Below are 16234 nucleotides of genomic sequence, written 5' to 3' on the forward strand. Positions count from 1 at the left end.
TTGTCCCGGCCTGTCGGGCCCGCGGGATCACAAGCGTCACCCCGCGATCCGGTGATAGTTCAAAAACTCTCGCCGCGGAGTGCCCCATCGGCAGGTCGCTCGGATCCCGCGATGTTCGCGGTCGCCGTAGCTCCCTGGTTCGCAATGCTCTATCGCTAGCAAGCCAGGGACGTTCACGGACAAGCAAGCCAGGCGGAAAACATCGTGAGTTTCTTCGAGCGTCTCAAGACAGCAGCATCCGTCGAGTGGCGGGCCTACACCGAGCATCCCTTCACGAACGGTCTTGCAGACGGCTCGCTCCCTGAAGCGGCGTTTCGTCACTACCTCGTTCAGGACTATTTGTTCCTCATCGAATTTGCGCGCGCCTATGCGCTTGCGGTCTACAAGTCGCCCACACTCGCCGACATGCGTGATGCGGCGGCTGGCCTCTCGGCCATCCTCGATGTCGAGATGAACCTGCATGTCAAACTCTGTGCCGAATGGGGCCTGTCCCCGAGCGACCTCGAACAAGCTCCTCCGGCGGCCGAGATGCTGGCCTATACGCGCTACGTGCTCGATGCGGGCATGCGCGGCGATCTGCTGGCGCTCAAGGTGGCGCTTGCGCCTTGCGTGATCGGGTACGCGGAGATCGCAACGCGGCTCGCCACGCTGCCCGGTGCGGACGCTGCGACGAACGCCTATCGCGTCTGGATCGCCGAATACGCCGGCGCGCCGTACCAGGAGGTCGCGGCCAAAGCGCAGGCGCATATGGAGCATCTCGCCGATCGCTACGCCACGCCGGCCCGCGAGGCCGAGCTGATCGCGATCTTCAAGGAAGCCACCCGGCTCGAGGCGGATTTCTGGGAGATGGGCTGGCGCATGGGACAGCGCTAGGCTCCGCGAACGTCCGATCCCGAAATCTGAACAGGTCCAAAATTTCGGCATCGCCGGATGATCGCGTAAGGCGCGGCGCGCCGGCGCGATCGTTCGTTTTCGTTCCGCGCCTTCGGCTGAAAACAGCCGCGAATGGCGGCGAACCTTTTCGTGCCCTTGCGTGTTTGCAACTGCGGCAGGATGAAGCAAGGGAGCTGAGACATGAACGGGATTATCTATCTGGTCGGACTCGTCGTGGTGGTCGGTGCGGTGCTGTCGTTCCTGGGCCTACGTTGACCGTGGACTGAACTCTGCGGTGCTGGCGCCTGCGGCCTCTAACGCCGCGCCGCCACCAGCAGCATCATTGGCCGTTCCAGCTCTTGCTCGAGCGTCGGGTTGTCCCTGATTTGTTGCGCTGAGGGGGCGAATTCGTCGACGGCTTCGATAGTGAATCCGGCGCGCATCAGCGCGCCGAGCGTCGTGCCGATCTTGCGGTGATACTTCACCACGTCTTTCGCGAACCAATCGGTGCGCCGCTCGCCTTCGATCGCATAGCGATTGACGGGCCAGGTCTTGCGTCCGTCCTCATCCTCGATCCAGTGGGGATGCTCGGCGGCCATGAAAATCGGATGCTCGATCGAGAAGACCAAATGGCTGCCCGGCGTGAGGGCGCGATGGATCATGCGCGTGAGCCGGTCGAAGTCGCGGATATAGTGGAAGGTCAGCGAGCTGAAGGCAAAATCGAAGGACGCTTCGGGAAGCTCGATCGTCTCGATGTCCGCGATCCGATACGTGATCGCGGCATCCGCGGTGGTCTGCCGCGCCCGGGCGATCATGCTCTCGGAGAGGTCGATGCCGAGAACGTCCCTGGCGCCATGCTCACGCAGCCAGCGTGAAACCCAGCCGAACCCGCAGCCGAGGTCGATCGCGCGCAGGCCGGCCACGTCGGGAAACATGGCGCGCAGCGCCGGCCATTCCGGTGCGCCGGCAAGGCCATGCACCTGGCGTGGAAGCTGGCTGTAGCCTGAGAAGAAATCGGGATTGTCGTAGATGTTCTGTGCCATGACACGCTCCGTCCATGGTGGTCTGCCACACGCATGCGGCCGAATTATCTCACGCCACCGGTCACCACCCACACCACCACCGGCAACGTCACCGCCGCCAGCAGTGTCCCCAGCGCCACCGCGCCCGAGACCGGGTTCACCAGCCGCTGATACTGCACAGCAAAAATGTAGGCGTTCGCGCCGGTCGGCATGGCCGCGAACAGCACGACGACACCCGCCGCGACCGGCGGCAGGCCCAGCAGCTTCGCCAGTACGAACGCGGCGGCCGGCATCGCCGCCAGCTTCAGCGCGCACATCACAAAAATGCTCAGCTTCTCGCCCTTCACCTCGAAGCGGAACAAATTGATGCCGAGTGCGATCAGCGCCGCCGGCGAGCCTGCCTGCGCGAGCAGCTCGATGGTGCGGTCGACGACGGGGGTGAGGCCGAGGCCGGTGAAGCGCCAGATCACGCCAAAACCGATCGCGAGCATCAGGGGGTTGCGGGCGAGGTCGGCAATCACGGGGCGGATCACCGAGAGCGGCGAGCCGGTGTGCTTGCTGCTGACCAGCTCCATCTGGAGGATGCCGCAGAGCCAGAGCAGCGGCGTGTTCACCGACAGGATCAGCGCCATCGGGCCCGCGGCCTCATTGCCGAGCGCGGAGAGCACGAGGGGAATGCCGAGCATCACGATGTTGCCGTAGACCGAGCCGATCGCGAACACGACGCCGTCCTCGCGCTCTTCGCGTCGCGCGCGGAGCAGCGCGGAGATCGCGAGCGCCGCGATCCAGGTCAGCGCCAGCGCGCCGTAATAGGCGCCCCACATCCTGTAGGGGCTGACGTCGGGGAATTCCGAGACGACGATGGTGCGGAACAGCAGGGCGGGGATCGCGATGCTGAAGGCGAATTCTGAGATACCCTTGTGCGCGCCCTCCGAGACGAAGCGAAACAGCACCGCGGCATAGCCGGCCGCGATCAGCGCGAACACCGGTGCGACGATCAGCAAGGTGGCCATGCGCGCTTAAGACCTCAGGGTTATCGCAGAACTTTTCCTGCGGCCATCCTTCGAGACGCCCGCTTTAAGCGGGCTCCTCAGGATGAGGACGGAGTGTGTGGTTGCAATTTAACCGACGCTGATGAGCCTCATCCTGAGGAGGCGCTTCAGCGCCGTCTCGAAGGACGAGGCGTGCGCACCGGCCGCCGCTACAAGTCATGTACGATGGCCCCGGTTACGACCCCAGGGAGATGATCCGGCGCGCCATGCGCAGATTGGCGTAGTCGATCATCTTGCCGTCCAGCGTCACCGCGCCCTGGCCTTGCGCCTCCGCCTGCTCCATGGCCTCGACGATCCGCCGCGCCTCGTCCAGCTCCCGTTCCGACGGCATGAAGGCGCGCAGCGTCGGCGCGATCTGGTCGGGGTGGATGACCTGCTTGCCGTCAAAGCCCATCGCGGCGGCCTTCTGCGCGCTGCTCTCGGTGAGCCTCTCGTCGCGGAACGCGCCGCAGGGGCCGTCGATGGCGATCAGGCGATGCGCGCGGGCCGCCACCAGGACGCGCATCATGGGATAGGCGAACAGGTCGAGCGGGGCGGCGGCGTAGCCGCTCTGCGCCGATCCGACATGGCGGTAGCCATCCGGCGACACGCCGATGTCGGAGGAGCGGGCGCCGATCGACGCCGCGAAATCGCCGACGCCGAGATGCAGCGCGGCTACGCTGTCGTGGCAGGCGGCGAGCGCATCGACATTGACGAGGCCGAGCGCGGTCTCGATCAGCAAGTCCAGCGCCACCGGCGCGGCGCGATCCGGCGCGGCGGCGCGCAAGCGATCGGCAATCGCGACGATGTCACTGGGGCGCTCCGCCTTCGGCACGATCAAAGCATCCAGCCGCGGCAGCGCCGCGAGCGCGCGGATCTCTTCCGCGATGAACGGGCTATCGACGGCGTTGATCCGCACCGTGACGCGCTTGTTGCCCCAGTCGAGCGCGGCGAGGGAGCGCACGGCTTCCTCCAGCGCAAGACCCTTCTCGGACGGGGGCACCGCGTCCTCGAGATCCATGAATACCGCATCGGCGCTTGAAGCCGCCGCCTTGGCGACGAGACGGGCGCGATGCGCGGGGACGGCGAGAGTGGCCCGCGTGGGCCGCAGCGAAACCATCGTCACATGTCCTTGGAAAGGCCGAGCTCGCCGAGAATGGCTTGATTGTGCTGGCCGACATCCGGCACCGGATCCATCCGCGGCCTCAGGCCCGGAATGGTCAGCGCGGGCAGGAAGCTCATCACCGGCCCACACGGCGAGCCCACGCTTTGCACCCGCGAGCGCGTGTGCAACTGCTCATGCGCCAGAAAGGCCTCGACCGAATTCAGATGCGCGTTGGCGACCCCGGCCTCATCCAGCAGCCGCAGCACCTCCTCGCTGGTCATCGCGGCAAAGCGCTGCTCGATATGCGCCTGCAGCTCGTCGCGGTTCTGCATGCGCAGCGGATTGGTGCGGAACTTCGGATGGTCTGCGAAGCCGGCATCGCCGAGCACGATGCGGCACAGCGAGCGCCATTCCCGGTCGTTCTGGATGCCGAAGAAGACGGTCGTTCCGTCGCCGACCCGGAACGGGCCATAGGGCGCGATGGTCGCGTGCTTGGCGCCGGTGCGCGGCAGCGGCCGGCCGGTGCTGTGCGTGTAGAAGGCGGGGTAGCTCATCCAGTCCGTGATGGAGTCGAACAGCGAGGCCTGGAACGCCGTGCCCTTGCCGGTCCGCTCGCGGCGGTACAGCGCCATCAGCACGCCGTTGAGGATGTACATGCCGGTGGCGATGTCGACCACGGAGAGACCGACCTTGGCCGGCTCCGCCTCGGTGCCGTTGATGGCGAGCACGCCGGCCTCGCACTGCACCAGGAGATCATAGGCCTTCTTGTCGCTGTAGGGGCCCCCTGGGCCATAGCCCGAGACGTCGCAGGCGATGATGCGCGGATGCTTTGTGAGGAGCGATGCCGCATCGAGGCCGAGCCGCTCGGCGGCGCCGGGCGCGAGGTTCTGGATGAACACGTCGGCCTGCGGCAGCAGCGCGTCGAGCACCCTGCGGCTGTCCTCGCTCTTGATGTCGATGGCAAGGCTTTCCTTGGAGCGGTTGGTCCAGACGAACTGGCTCGATAGGCCGTTCATGACGTGGTCGTAGTCCCGGCAGAAATCCCCGCTGCCCGGCCGCTCGATCTTGATCACCCGCGCGCCCCAATCCGCCAGGTGCCGGCTCGCCAGCGGCGCTGCGATCGCCTGCTCCAGCGAGACGACCGTGACGCCCGAAAGCGGCAGCTCCGCCTCATTCCCTGTCATGAGATCGCTTCCCCTCGTGCGCTTTTCGGCCAGCGCAGGAGACCAGTCGAACCACCCCACGCGCATCTTCTTGATGTTGGCATCATGCCCCTGTTTTGCCCGACGAGTCAAACTTGGCTTCGCCAAATCCTAAGAAAAGCCGTGGAATGACCGGGACTTGGCTACTGTGCATGGGGTTGTTTTCGCGTTTTTGTTGGTGGGGCGGCCGAGCCGCCCGCCCTGTTGCCGAGACCGCACAGGTCCGACCTTTCGCATCTGCCCTCGTTGCCAACGAACCGCCGTTCACCCACTATTCCCTCCGACTCGACATGTGGGGGACGAGATGCCGGCGCTTCATTTCAAGACATCCTTGGTTGCTGCGACCCTCGGGATGGCTCTTTCCGTGCTGGTGCAGCCCGGTGCCGGCTTCGCCTACACCCCGGAGGAGCAGCAGGCCTGCACGCCGGATGCGATGCGGCTGTGCAGCGAGTTCGTTCCGAACGTCGATGCCATCACCGCCTGCATGATCAAGAAGAAGGCGCAGCTCTCGCCGCAATGCGCGGTGTTCTTCCGCCGCGGACCGGAGCCGGGCGAGCAGCGCGCCGGCAAGCCGACCAACATCGCGCCCAAGACCGCGAAGAAGAGCACCAAGCCGGCCACGGCAACCAGGAAGAAAAAGACCAGCGACGGCTGAGCGCGGGGCACGGCCGCGTTCCCATCTCGAAACCCCCTCGACGTGACGGACTCCTTTTGTTCGCGAGCTGGCGCGAGGCTTGCGGGCGACGGGCAGGCGCGACGAAAAAGAGTCGGATGTCGTTTTGCGCGGCGAGGTTGCATTCCGTCTTCTCCCGAACGACTGCTCAAAAAACGCACAGAAGTGACGCGCGTAGCGCTTCATTGCGGTTCGTGTCGCGCCTCGCACATCGCAGTGTGACTCAAAAGCCAACACGCCGTGTTATTTCGTGGCCGTAACGCAACTCTCGATAAATTTTTCTTTCGCGAATCAGCGTGGTGATTCATTTTCGCGGCCTGGGGTCAATCTGGAGGCCGAAGGTATGAACGTTATTGTTTTCGCTTCGCGTAAAGGCGGCTCGGGCAAGAGTACGCTCGCCGCACATCTTGCCGCACAGATCAAGGCGAGCAAGCAGGTCATGCTCGTGGACGCGGACCCGCAGGGCTCGTTGACGCTTTGGCACAAGCTGCGCGGCACCAACGAACCGCCGATCAAGACGGCCGTGAACTCCGTCAGCGGCATCGTCTCCGCCGCCAAGCGCGACGGTTATGAATGGGTGTTGATCGACACGCCGCCGAACCTGTCGGCCGTGGTCGACGACGCGATCAAGAACGCCACCATGGTGGTGATTCCCGCCCGTCCCGGCGTGTTCGACGTCAACGCGGTGCAGGAAACCATCCAGATGTGCCGCGCCGCGCGCAAGCCCTATGCGGTCGTGCTCAACGGTGCGCCGGCCAAGCGCGACGAAGCCGAAAGCCCGATCGTCACCATCGCCCGCGAAGCGCTGGCGAAATTCCGTGCGCCGGTGTGGGGCGGCCAGATCACCAACCGTTCGGATTTGCTGATGGCGCTGAGCCATGGCGAAGGCGCGCGGGAGTACCAGGCCGAGAGCCGTGCGGCCCAGGAAATCGCAAGGCTGTGGGCGGCGATCGAGCGTTCAGTGAAGGCCATTCGCGGCACGGCGTCGGCATCCGGCGCAATGCACAAGCAGGCGGCATAATTCTTTAAATCATTCCCCGGACGAAAAAACGCGCGGTGTCCGCGCGTTTTGCGTTTTCGGGATCTGCTGAAGGAGGTTACGCCACCATCAGCATGTAGAACACGATGACCGGCGACAGCGTGAGGATCACCGACCAGATGCCGACGGCCCAGAGGATGTCTTCGGTGGTAAAGCGCTGCTCGTTGGACAGCTGCTCCTGTCCGGCGCCGAAATACGACGCCATTTCATTCTGACTATTCACAAATGCCCCCGCGATTTCTTCGCTTATGGGCGTGAACCATACCTGGGATGTTTTAAGATTCCGGCTTGCGACGCCGCTCGCATTTTGAACGCATTTGTGACGGCGGTTTAACCATCCGCGCTGGGCCGCCGGCTCAGGCGAGCCAGACCCGATACAGCAGCACCGGCATCAGGCCGAGCATCACGGCCCAGAACCCGAACGACGAAACGACGAGAATTCCCTGCAAAAGATCGGCGGGCGCGAATTGCTGCGCGGCCGTAGGCCGGGTGCGATGCCCCATGGTCATTCCCCCTATGAGAAGCCCTTAGAGGACAACGATAGGCCTTGAAGCGTAAACGAGGCGTGGACGCGCCATGCGGCGTGCGCGAAGGGCGTTGGGGCGCGGTTAACCAAGGCGCGCTCCGTCGCCCCCCACGGACGTCATTCCGGGGCGCGACGAAGTCGCGAACCCGGAATCCATTCATCCGCCAACTCCGCTGTCCGATGGAGTCCGGGTTCGCGCTGCGCGCGCCCCGGAATGACACGGAGGTGGCGCGGAGAGAACCCCGCTACGCTGCGACCTTCACCCGTCGCTCGATCTCGCGATCGATCGTCGCGGCGAGCTCGCTGCTCACTTCCACCATCGGCAGGCGCACTTCGGGGCTGTCGATCAGGCCGCTGCGCCACAGCCAGTACTTTGCCGGCGCGGGGCTCGGCTCGGTGAACAACAGGCGCGTGAGCTCGGCGACCTCGTGCCAGCGCGCCTGCGCTGCATCATGATTGCCGCGCTTCATCTCGGCATACACCGCCGCAAACGTCGCGGTCTCGACATGGGCCGACAGCACGATGCCGCCGTCGGCGCCGTCGCCGAGCGCCTCGAAAAAGCTCGCGTCCTCGCCGGTGAGCACGCGAAAATCCTTCGGCCTGTCGCGCAGCAGCGCGATCGACTGCTCGCGGCTCGCGCCGCAATCCTTCAGGCCGACGATGTTCCTGTGCTCGGCCAGCCGAAGCATCGTCTGGTTGGTGATGTTGACCGAGGTGCGATAGGGGATGTTGTAGAGCGCGAGCGGCCAGGCGGCGTGATCGGCGAGCGTCTCGAAATGCGCCAGCAATCCGCGCTGCGAGGGCCGCACATAATAGGGGCTCGCGATCAGGTAACCGTCGATCGGCCAGTCCGCAGTCTCGTCGAGGCGTTCCTGCAGCCGCGCGGTGTCGGCGCCCGACAGCCCGAGGCAGATCGGCTGGTTGTGGCGGCCTGCCGCCATCTCGTCGCGCACGATGGCGACGAGGCGTTCGAGCTCGGCCTCGCGCAGCGTCATGCCTTCGCCGGAAGTCGCCCCCAGGATGAAGCCGTCGATCCCCTGTGCGCTGTAGTGCCGCGTCAGCCGCCGCAACGACCGCTCGTCGAGCGCGCCATCGCGAAACGGCGTCACCAGCGGCAGCCACAGCCCGTGCAATTGATCTTCAAGTCCGGTCATATTTCCATCTCCTTCTCGGGAAACCTGAGACGGAGGGCACATGAAAAAACCCCGTCCAGGCGGCGGGGTTTCGGGATTTGCTTGCGATGACGAAGCGTAGCTAGCGCGCGCAAAAATCCGAGGCCCCGGGATGGGGGCCTTTTTTCGAGGCGATGGCCTTGAAAGAGATTGCGCACGACTTCGTGATCATCAGCAAATGATGCGAGGTATGCGCGGAACTGTCAATACACGCGGAGGGCGAAGGTCGATTAGACAGAAAAAAAGCCGGGCCCAAAGAGCCCGGCTTAAGGTATTGGCCACGTGAGGCCGACACAATCACCTTCCAAGAGGGATTACTGAACTCCCGCGCCACTGGAGGAGGGGGACAAATGCGCAACGCGAAGGCTCAGCGTGCAAACAGTATGGGCTTGACGAGCGGCCTGCAGCAACAGCCGAGGCCGCATGTCAGTCATGCGGAAATCAGGACGGCCAGCGCTGCGCCTTGCTGACGACGAAGTCGCGGAACACCTGCACGCGCGCGACCGTCTTCAACTCCTCGGGATAGACGAAGTACGTATCGAGCTGGATCGAATCCGACTCGCCGAACAGCTGCACCAGCTTGCTCTGCTCCTCGACGAGATAGTCGGGCAGGGCGGCGATGCCGAGACCCTGCTGACAGGCGCGCACGAGACCGAGAATGTTGTTGACCCTGAAATAAGCTTCGCGCGGACCGGAGCCGTTGCGACCGGCTTCGACCAGCCAGTTGCGGTTCTGCAGATGCGGCGCGAAGTTGCCGTCGGAGAGCGTGATGATGCGGTGGGAGTCCAGCTCCTCCAGCGTGCGCGGCGTGCCGAAGCGCTTGATGTATTCCGGCGAGCAATAGGCGTGGAAGCCCATCGCGAACAGCTTGCGCTGGATGAGATCCGGCTGCGTCGGCTTGCGGGTGCGGATCGCAACGTCGGCCTCGCGCATGGAGAGGTCGAGCTCCTCGTCGGTGACGATCAGCGAGATGCGGATCTCGGGATAGAGCGCGGTGAATTCGCCGAGGCGGGGGATCAGCCAGTTGATGCCGACGCCGGGCGTGGTGGTGATCTTGAGGTCGCCGCTCGGCCGCTCGCGGCTGTCGGTGAGCTTGGCGCGCGCCGCCTGGAGCTGCATGAACACGTCATGCGCGGTGCGGAACAAGAGGTCGCCCTGTTCGGTGAGGATCAGGCCGCGGGCATGGCGGTGGAACAGGGAGACCGAGAGCTCCTGCTCCAGCGCCGAGACCTGGCGTGAGACCGCCGATTGCGACAGGCCGAGCTGCTCGCCCGCATGCGTGAAGCTGCCCGCTTCCGCCGCTGCGTGAAACACCTTCAGCTTGTCCCAGTCCATATCCGTAAATCCGTCGCGTGTTCGAGGCATGATCGTTATTCCGCTGCCGCGCGCTCGCTGGCGCGCAGGGCCAAGAAACGTTCGGCCTCGAGCGCTGCCATGCAGCCCAGGCCTGCGGCCGTCACGGCCTGGCGATAGGTCTCGTCGGCGACGTCGCCGGCGGCGAACAGGCCGGGCACCGAGGTGGCGGTCGAGTTCGGGGCGACCTCGACATAGCCCGACGGCTTCAGCTTGATCTGGTCTTTCACGAGCTCGGTCGCCGGCGCGTGGCCGATGGCGATGAAGACGCCGTCGGTCTTCACGTCCGTCAGCGCGCCGGTCTTGACGTTTTTCAGGCGCACATGGGTGACCTTGTTCGGGTTCTCGGTGCCGCAGATCTCGTCGACGGCGGAGTCCCAGATCACCTTGATCTTCGGGTGCTTGAACAGGCGCTCCTGCAGGATGCGCTCGGCGCGGAAGTGGTCGCGACGGTGCACGATGGTGACCTGAGAGGCATGGTTGGTGAGGTACAGCGCTTCCTCGACCGCGGTATTGCCGCCGCCGACCACCACGACCTCCTTGTTGCGGTAGAAGAAGCCGTCGCAGGTGGCGCAGGCCGACACGCCGCCGCCCTGGAACTTGGCTTCGGACGGCAGTCCGAGCCAGCGCGCCTGCGCGCCTGTGGCGAGGATCACGGCGTCGGCGAGATAGACGTCGCCGCTGTCACAGGTGAGGCGGAACGGCCGCTGCGAGGTGTCGAGCTTGATGACGAGGTCGGAGACGATCCTGGTGCCGACATGGACCGCCTGCTTCTCCATCTGCTCCATCAGCCAGGGGCCCTGGATCACGTCGGCGAAGCCCGGATAGTTCTCGACGTCGGTGGTGATGGTGAGCTGGCCGCCAGGCTGGATGCCCTGGATCAGGATCGGCTCCAGCATCGCCCGCGCGGCGTAGATCGCCGCCGTGTAACCGGCGGGGCCGGAGCCGATAATGACGACCTTTGCATGAACAGGACCGGACATTTCGATGGACGCCTTTCACGGGGGATCTGCAGCGCGGGCGCGGAACATGCCGGGAGGCGTGGCGGAGGCGCTGAAATATCAGAGCTAATCTAAGCCTTCTGGTGAGCTATGCAAGAATTGCATTCCCTCTCGGCGGATTTTTCCAACAAGGAACAAAAGTCGATTGCGGTGCACGCGCAATAAAATTGCGCTGGCGGTGCGGACTAGGCTATGAGGATTGCGACAAGCCCACCAATGCGGCCTCAAAGGCCAGGAGTTCCAATCACGTGTCGCGGAACCTAGACGAGATCGACCTGAAAATTCTCACCGAGATTCAGGCCGACGGTCGAATCACGAATGTCGAGCTGGCCAAGCGTGTCGGCATCTCGCCGCCGCCCTGCCTGCGCCGTGTCCGGGCGCTCGAGGAGGAGGGCTACATCCACGGCTATCGCGGCCTGCTCGATGCCCGCAAGCTCGGCTTCGACGTGACCGTGTTCGCCGCCGTGCACCTGTCCAGCCAGGCCGAGGCGGATTTGCGCGCCTTCGAGGAGTTCGTCCGCGCCGAACCCCTGGTGCGCGAATGCTGGATGCTGTCGGGCGAGGTCGATTTCATCCTCAAATGCGTCGCGCCCGACATGGCGACCTTCCAGGATTTCGTCACGCATCTGACGGCGGCACCCCATGTGCGCAACGTGCGGACCTCGCTGGTGCTGCACAATTCCAAATACGAGGCGGCGGTGCCGCTGGACGTGAAGGGAAGAAGGTAGGGCGCCGACGCGGTCTATCAATTCCGTCATCCTGAGGCGCGAGTGATGGGGCGCGGAGCGCCCCGTCGGGAGCCTCGAAGGATGCACGGCCCGCGTACATCTGCGTGCGGCAACAGCGGGGCCGTCGCCCTTCGAGGCTCGCCGAAGAGGCGAGCACCTCAGGGTGACGGTGAAAGAGTTGCGCTCGCAATGCCGCGGATCGACAGCAACACGCCGAAACGAAAAGGCCGCGCATCGCGCGGCCTTTTCAAAACATCATCACCCGCAACGGCAAATCCTACCGCCACTCCACCTTGGTGATCTCGTACGCCTTGGCCCCGCCGGGTGCATTGACCTCGACGGTCGAGCCCTTTTTCTTGCCGATCAGCGCGCGCGCGAGCGGCGAGGTGATGGAGATGCGGCCCTTCTTGGCGTCGGCCTCGACCTCGCCGACGATCTGCCACACCGCCTTTTTCTCGGTGTCTTCGTCGACCAGCGTCACGGTGGCGCCGAACTTGATGGTGTCGCCGGAGAGTTTGGAAATGTCGATGATGTCGGCGCGCGCGAGCTTGTCCTCGAGTTCGGCGATGCGGCCCTCATTGTGGGACTGCTCTTCCTTCGCGGCATGATATTCCGCGTTCTCCGACAGGTCGCCGTGCGAGCGCGCTTCCGCGATATGCTCGATGATGCGCGGACGATCTTCCGACTGGCGCTTCTTCAATTCTTCCCCGAGCGCGACAAAGCCGGCCTGGGTCATCGGAACCTTTTCCATCTCTTCTCTCGTCCTTCAGCTGCGCGCCCCACACAGACCGGGCGCGGCAACCTTGATTCGTCGGTACTCCCGGGGCTGAACACGCGCCCACCGGGGTGTTATGTGGGTCTGGCGCCGGAACAGAACAACCACATGGCCGGACAGTTCCTCCGGCCATTGTGGCTTCATTGCCAATTACTTAGCGGCGGGTTTACCGCCGCTAGCAATCAGGTTTCCGAAAAGTAGCTCTGCAGGGTACGAACCTCAAGGTCCCCACCCAGATAGGCGCGGATGCCCTGCGCGGCCGCCACGGCCCCGGAAAGAGTGGTGTAATACGGCACTTTATGCAAGAGGGCCGCGCGCCGCAGCGAACGGCTGTCGGCCAGCGCCTGCGGACCTTCGGTGGTGTTGAAGACGAGCTGGACGTCGCCATTGGTGATGGCATCGACGATGTGCGGCCGGCCCTCCAGCACCTTGTTCACCTTCTCGGTCGGGATGCCCTGATCAGCCAGGAAGCGCTGGGTGCCCGAGGTCGCCAGCACCTTGAAGCCGAGCGAATGCAATTCGCGAACCGCCTCGGCGATACGCGTCTTGTCGCTCTCTCGCACCGAGACGAACACCGTGCCCTTGCGCGGTACTCGCGTGCCGCCGCCGAGCTGGCTCTTGGCGAAGGCGACCTCGAAGTTGCGGTCGATACCCATGACCTCGCCGGTCGAGCGCATCTCGGGGCCGAGCACGGTGTCGACGCCGGGGAAGCGCGCGAACGGGAAGACCGATTCCTTGACGCCGACGTGCTTGAGCTTGGCCTTCTTCAGCTTGAAATCGGCGAGCTTCTCGCCGGCCATGATGCGCGCGGCGATCTTGGCGACCGGCGTGCCGACCACCTTGGCGACGAAAGGCACGGTGCGCGAGGCGCGCGGGTTGACCTCGAGCACGTAGATCTCGCCGTCCTTGATCGCGTATTGCACGTTCATCAGGCCGACGACGTCGAGGCCGAGCGCAAGTTCGCGGGTCTGCCGCTCCAATTCCTCGATCATCTTCGCGTCGAGCGAGTGCGGCGGCAGCGAGCAGGCGCTGTCGCCGGAATGGATGCCGGCTTCCTCGATGTGCTCCATGATGCCGACGATGAAGGTGTCCTTGCCGTCGCAGAGGCAATCGACGTCGATCTCGGTGGCATCCGACAGATAGCGGTCGAACAGCAGCGGGTTCTTGCCGAGCACGGTGTTGATCTGCCCGGTCTTGTCGTTGGGATAGCGCGCCTTGACGTCGGCCGGTACCAGCTCCGGCAGCGTGCCAAGCAGGTAGTCGTTGAGCTGGTTCTCCTCGCGGATGATCTGCATCGCGCGGCCGCCGAGCACGTAGGACGGACGCACCACCAGCGGCAGGCCGAGATCGGCGGAGACGAGCCTTGCCTGCTCGACCGAATAGGCGATGCCGTTCTTCGGTTGCTTGAGACGCAGCTTGTCGAGCACGCGCTTGAAGCGGTCGCGGTCCTCGGCAAGGTCGATGGCATCGGGCGAGGTGCCGAGGATCGGCACCTCGGCAGCTTCCAGCGCGCGGGCGAGCTTCAGCGGCGTCTGGCCGCCGAACTGCACGATCACGCCGTGCAGCGTGCCGTTGCTGCGCTCCTTGGCGATGATCTCCAGCACGTCCTCGGCGGTGAGCGGCTCGAAATAGAGCCGGTCGGCGGTGTCGTAGTCGGTCGACACCGTCTCCGGATTGCAGTTGACCATGATGGATTCGTAGCCGGCGTCATGCAGCGCGAAGCAGGCGTGACAGCAGCAATAGTCGAACTCGATGCCCTGGCCGATGCGGTTCGGCCCGCCGCCGAGAATGATGACCTTCTTCTTGTCGGACGGGGCGCTCTCGTCCGCGGGCGCGCCCGCGAACAGCGGCTCGTAGGTCGAGTACATGTAGGCGGTGGGCGAGGCGAATTCCGCCGCGCAGGTGTCGATGCGCTTGTAGACGGGACGAACGCCGAGCGCGTGGCGCTTCGCCGTCACCTCGGCTTCCGTCGTCTCGGCCAGCACCGCAAGGCGCGCGTCGGAGAAGCCCATGGACTTGAGCGTGCGCATGCCGAAGGCGTTGCCGGGCAGGCCGTTCTTCCGGACCTTCTCCTCCATGTCGACGATGCCGCGCATCTCACCGAGGAACCACGGATCGATCTTGCAGGAGTTGAAGATCTCCTCGTTCGACCAGCCGAGCCGCATGGCCTGGGCGACCTGAAGAATGCGGTTCGGCGTCGGCGTGCCGAGCGCCGCGCGGATCGCGTTCTTGTCGTCGTCGCGGCCGAGGCCCTCGATCTCGATCTCGTCGAGGCCGGTCAGGCCGGTCTCGAGCCCGCGCAGCGCCTTCTGCAGGCTCTCCTGGAAGGTGCGGCCGATGGCCATGACCTCGCCGACCGATTTCATCGACGTGGTCAGCGTGGTCGAGGCGCCCGGGAATTTCTCGAAGGCGAAGCGCGGCACCTTGGTAACGACGTAGTCGATGGTCGGCTCGAACGAGGCCGGCGTCGCGCCGCCGGTGATGTCGTTGGCGATCTCGTCGAGCGTGTAGCCGACCGCCAGCTTGGCGGCGACCTTGGCGATCGGGAAACCCGTGGCCTTGGAGGCCAGCGCGGAGGAGCGCGACACGCGCGGATTCATCTCGATGACGACCATGCGGCCGTCCTCGGGATTGACGCCGAACTGCACGTTGGAGCCGCCGGTCTCGACGCCGATCTCGCGCAGCACCGCCAGCGAGGCGTCGCGCATGATCTGGTATTCCTTGTCGGTCAGCGTCAGCGCCGGCGCCACCGTGATGGAATCGCCGGTGTGCACGCCCATCGGGTCGAGGTTTTCGATCGAGCAGACGATGATGCAATTGTCCTTCTTGTCGCGCACCACCTCCATCTCGTACTCCTTCCAGCCGAGCACGGATTCTTCGATCAGCACTTCGTTGGTGGGAGACGCGTCGAGCCCGCGCTCGATGATGTCGAGGAACTCTTCCTTGTTGTAGGCGATGCCGCCGCCGGTGCCGCCCATGGTGAAGGAGGGGCGGATGATCGCGGGCAGGCCGATCTCGGACAGCGCCATCATGGCCTGGCCGAAGGCGTATTCCTGATAGCGCTTGCGGCGCTCGCTCTCGCCCAGCGTCCACTGCCGCTCGCATTCTTCGAGAGCTGCGCCGGAGAGCTTCTCGCGCTCGGCGAGGTATTTGTCGCGGAACGACTTCTTCAGCGCGGAGGCGTTGGCGAGCCGCGACTTCGGCGTCTCGAGCCCGATCTTGGTCATGGCCTCGCGGAACAGCTGGCGGTCCTCCGCCTTGTCGATCGCGTCGGCGGTGGCGCCGATCATCTCGACGTCGAATTTCTCCAGCGTGCCCTGCCGGCGCAGCGAGAGTGCGCAGTTCAGCGCGGTCTGCCCGCCCATGGTCGGCAGCAGCGCGAAGCCGCCGGGAATGACGTGACGTTCCTTTTCGATGATCTTCGCAACAATTTCGGGCGTGATCGGCTCGATATAGGTCGCATCCGCCAATTCCGGATCGGTCATGATGGTGGCCGGATTGGAATTGACGAGGACGATGCGATAGCCCTCTTCCTTCAGCGTCTTCACCGCCTGTGTGCCCGAATAGTCGAACTCGCAGGCCTGGCCGATCACGATGGGACCGGCGCCGATGATCAGGATGGTGGTGATGTCTGTACGTTTGGGCATCAACTCTCGCCGAAGTCGGATTTGGGCACAAAAAAAGGGCGCGCTGCTGCGCGTCCCTGTGGCCGAGAGCGCGGTGGTCTCCCTCGC

At 64.8% G+C, this 16234-nt stretch carries 15 protein-coding genes; 4 read left to right on the forward strand and 11 right to left on the reverse strand.

Features of this window, described 5'->3' with window-relative positions:
• Window positions 1-204: 204 nt before the first annotated feature.
• Window positions 205-873 carry a thiaminase II gene (gene tenA / locus UNPF46_RS13000; RefSeq protein ID WP_142250271.1) on the forward strand — a complete coding sequence of 223 codons (669 nt, stop codon included), beginning with the start codon at window positions 205-207 and terminating at the stop codon, window positions 871-873.
• Between the two features lie 314 nt (window positions 874-1187).
• Here tenA and UNPF46_RS13005 read toward each other — a convergent pair whose 3' ends face one another.
• The 4 genes from UNPF46_RS13005 to UNPF46_RS13020 all read right to left on the reverse strand — a co-directional run bounded on the left by UNPF46_RS13005 (window position 1188) and on the right by UNPF46_RS13020 (window position 5215).
• Entirely contained in the window at window positions 1188-1916 is a 729-nt protein-coding gene (locus UNPF46_RS13005) for a class I SAM-dependent methyltransferase (RefSeq protein WP_142250272.1), read from the reverse strand.
• A gap of 44 nt (window positions 1917-1960) precedes the next feature.
• Entirely contained in the window at window positions 1961-2908 is a 948-nt protein-coding gene (locus tag UNPF46_RS13010) for an AEC family transporter (protein WP_142250273.1), read from the reverse strand.
• Between the two features lie 214 nt (window positions 2909-3122).
• Complete coding sequence (locus UNPF46_RS13015) at window positions 3123-4046, reverse strand: HpcH/HpaI aldolase/citrate lyase family protein (RefSeq protein ID WP_142250274.1); 924 nt, start codon at window positions 4044-4046, stop codon at window positions 3123-3125.
• A gap of 2 nt (window positions 4047-4048) precedes the next feature.
• Window positions 4049-5215 (reverse strand): CaiB/BaiF CoA transferase family protein, encoded by a 1167-nt coding sequence (locus tag UNPF46_RS13020; protein ID WP_142250275.1) that lies wholly within the window; start codon window positions 5213-5215, stop codon window positions 4049-4051.
• Between the two features lie 322 nt (window positions 5216-5537).
• On the opposite strand from UNPF46_RS13020, the gene UNPF46_RS13025 reads away from it, so the two are divergent.
• Together UNPF46_RS13025 and UNPF46_RS13030 are read left to right on the forward strand one after the other, a co-directional pair.
• Window positions 5538-5888, forward strand: a complete 351-nt coding sequence (locus UNPF46_RS13025) for a hypothetical protein (protein WP_100178212.1) — start codon at window positions 5538-5540, stop codon at window positions 5886-5888.
• Between the two features lie 361 nt (window positions 5889-6249).
• A complete protein-coding gene (locus tag UNPF46_RS13030) occupies window positions 6250-6927 on the forward strand; it encodes an AAA family ATPase (RefSeq protein WP_100178213.1) in 678 nt (225 codons plus the stop codon).
• A 76-nt stretch (window positions 6928-7003) separates the two neighbouring features.
• Here UNPF46_RS13030 and UNPF46_RS13035 read toward each other — a convergent pair whose 3' ends face one another.
• The 5 genes from UNPF46_RS13035 to trxB all read right to left on the reverse strand — a co-directional run bounded on the left by UNPF46_RS13035 (window position 7004) and on the right by trxB (window position 10979).
• Window positions 7004-7150, reverse strand: a complete 147-nt coding sequence (locus UNPF46_RS13035) for a hypothetical protein (protein WP_142250276.1) — start codon at window positions 7148-7150, stop codon at window positions 7004-7006.
• Between the two features lie 151 nt (window positions 7151-7301).
• The gene (locus UNPF46_RS37460; RefSeq protein WP_174719019.1) at window positions 7302-7448 is read right to left on the reverse strand and encodes a hypothetical protein; all 147 of its coding nucleotides are present in this window, start codon (window positions 7446-7448) and stop codon (window positions 7302-7304) included.
• Between the two features lie 268 nt (window positions 7449-7716).
• Window positions 7717-8625, reverse strand: coding sequence for a 4-hydroxy-tetrahydrodipicolinate synthase family protein (locus UNPF46_RS13040; RefSeq protein ID WP_100178214.1), 909 nt, complete (start codon window positions 8623-8625; stop codon window positions 7717-7719).
• Between the two features lie 459 nt (window positions 8626-9084).
• Window positions 9085-10008 (reverse strand): LysR family transcriptional regulator, encoded by a 924-nt coding sequence (locus UNPF46_RS13045; protein WP_026201990.1) that lies wholly within the window; start codon window positions 10006-10008, stop codon window positions 9085-9087.
• Between the two features lie 5 nt (window positions 10009-10013).
• Window positions 10014-10979 (reverse strand): thioredoxin-disulfide reductase, encoded by a 966-nt coding sequence (gene trxB, locus UNPF46_RS13050; protein WP_142250277.1) that lies wholly within the window; start codon window positions 10977-10979, stop codon window positions 10014-10016.
• A 266-nt stretch (window positions 10980-11245) separates the two neighbouring features.
• Here trxB and UNPF46_RS13055 point away from each other — a divergent pair, with 266 nt between their 5' ends.
• Window positions 11246-11725, forward strand: a complete 480-nt coding sequence (locus tag UNPF46_RS13055) for an Lrp/AsnC family transcriptional regulator (protein ID WP_027547667.1) — start codon at window positions 11246-11248, stop codon at window positions 11723-11725.
• A gap of 277 nt (window positions 11726-12002) precedes the next feature.
• Here UNPF46_RS13055 and greA read toward each other — a convergent pair whose 3' ends face one another.
• Window positions 12003-12476, reverse strand: coding sequence for a transcription elongation factor GreA (gene greA, locus UNPF46_RS13060; protein ID WP_097657627.1), 474 nt, complete (start codon window positions 12474-12476; stop codon window positions 12003-12005).
• A 206-nt stretch (window positions 12477-12682) separates the two neighbouring features.
• Window positions 12683-16147, reverse strand: coding sequence for a carbamoyl-phosphate synthase large subunit (carB, locus tag UNPF46_RS13065; RefSeq protein ID WP_142250278.1), 3465 nt, complete (start codon window positions 16145-16147; stop codon window positions 12683-12685).
• Between the last annotated feature and the right edge of the window lie 87 nt (window positions 16148-16234).

This window comes from Bradyrhizobium sp. UNPF46 (assembly GCF_006658625.1).
In the GTDB taxonomy this organism is placed as follows: domain Bacteria; phylum Pseudomonadota; class Alphaproteobacteria; order Rhizobiales; family Xanthobacteraceae; genus Bradyrhizobium; species Bradyrhizobium nitroreducens.

What these genes read in the sequence shown, in the direction of transcription:
- UNPF46_RS13040 (WP_100178214.1), bottom strand. Translation starts at nt 8,625, where the DNA reads ATGACCGGACTTGAAGATCAATTGCACGGGCTGTGGCTGCCGCTGGTG.
- carB (WP_142250278.1), bottom strand. Translation starts at nt 16,147, where the DNA reads ATGCCCAAACGTACAGACATCACCACCATCCTGATCATCGGCGCCGGT.
- UNPF46_RS13005 (WP_142250272.1), bottom strand. Translation starts at nt 1,916, where the DNA reads ATGGCACAGAACATCTACGACAATCCCGATTTCTTCTCAGGCTACAGC.
- UNPF46_RS13025 (WP_100178212.1), top strand. Translation starts at nt 5,538, where the DNA reads ATGCCGGCGCTTCATTTCAAGACATCCTTGGTTGCTGCGACCCTCGGG.
- greA (WP_097657627.1), bottom strand. Translation starts at nt 12,476, where the DNA reads ATGGAAAAGGTTCCGATGACCCAGGCCGGCTTTGTCGCGCTCGGGGAA.
- UNPF46_RS13035 (WP_142250276.1), bottom strand. Translation starts at nt 7,150, where the DNA reads ATGGCGTCGTATTTCGGCGCCGGACAGGAGCAGCTGTCCAACGAGCAG.
- UNPF46_RS13045 (WP_026201990.1), bottom strand. Translation starts at nt 10,008, where the DNA reads ATGCCTCGAACACGCGACGGATTTACGGATATGGACTGGGACAAGCTG.
- UNPF46_RS13015 (WP_142250274.1), bottom strand. Translation starts at nt 4,046, where the DNA reads ATGGTTTCGCTGCGGCCCACGCGGGCCACTCTCGCCGTCCCCGCGCAT.
- UNPF46_RS13020 (WP_142250275.1), bottom strand. Translation starts at nt 5,215, where the DNA reads ATGACAGGGAATGAGGCGGAGCTGCCGCTTTCGGGCGTCACGGTCGTC.
- trxB (WP_142250277.1), bottom strand. Translation starts at nt 10,979, where the DNA reads ATGTCCGGTCCTGTTCATGCAAAGGTCGTCATTATCGGCTCCGGCCCC.
- UNPF46_RS13010 (WP_142250273.1), bottom strand. Translation starts at nt 2,908, where the DNA reads ATGGCCACCTTGCTGATCGTCGCACCGGTGTTCGCGCTGATCGCGGCC.
- UNPF46_RS37460 (WP_174719019.1), bottom strand. Translation starts at nt 7,448, where the DNA reads ATGGGGCATCGCACCCGGCCTACGGCCGCGCAGCAATTCGCGCCCGCC.
- UNPF46_RS13030 (WP_100178213.1), top strand. Translation starts at nt 6,250, where the DNA reads ATGAACGTTATTGTTTTCGCTTCGCGTAAAGGCGGCTCGGGCAAGAGT.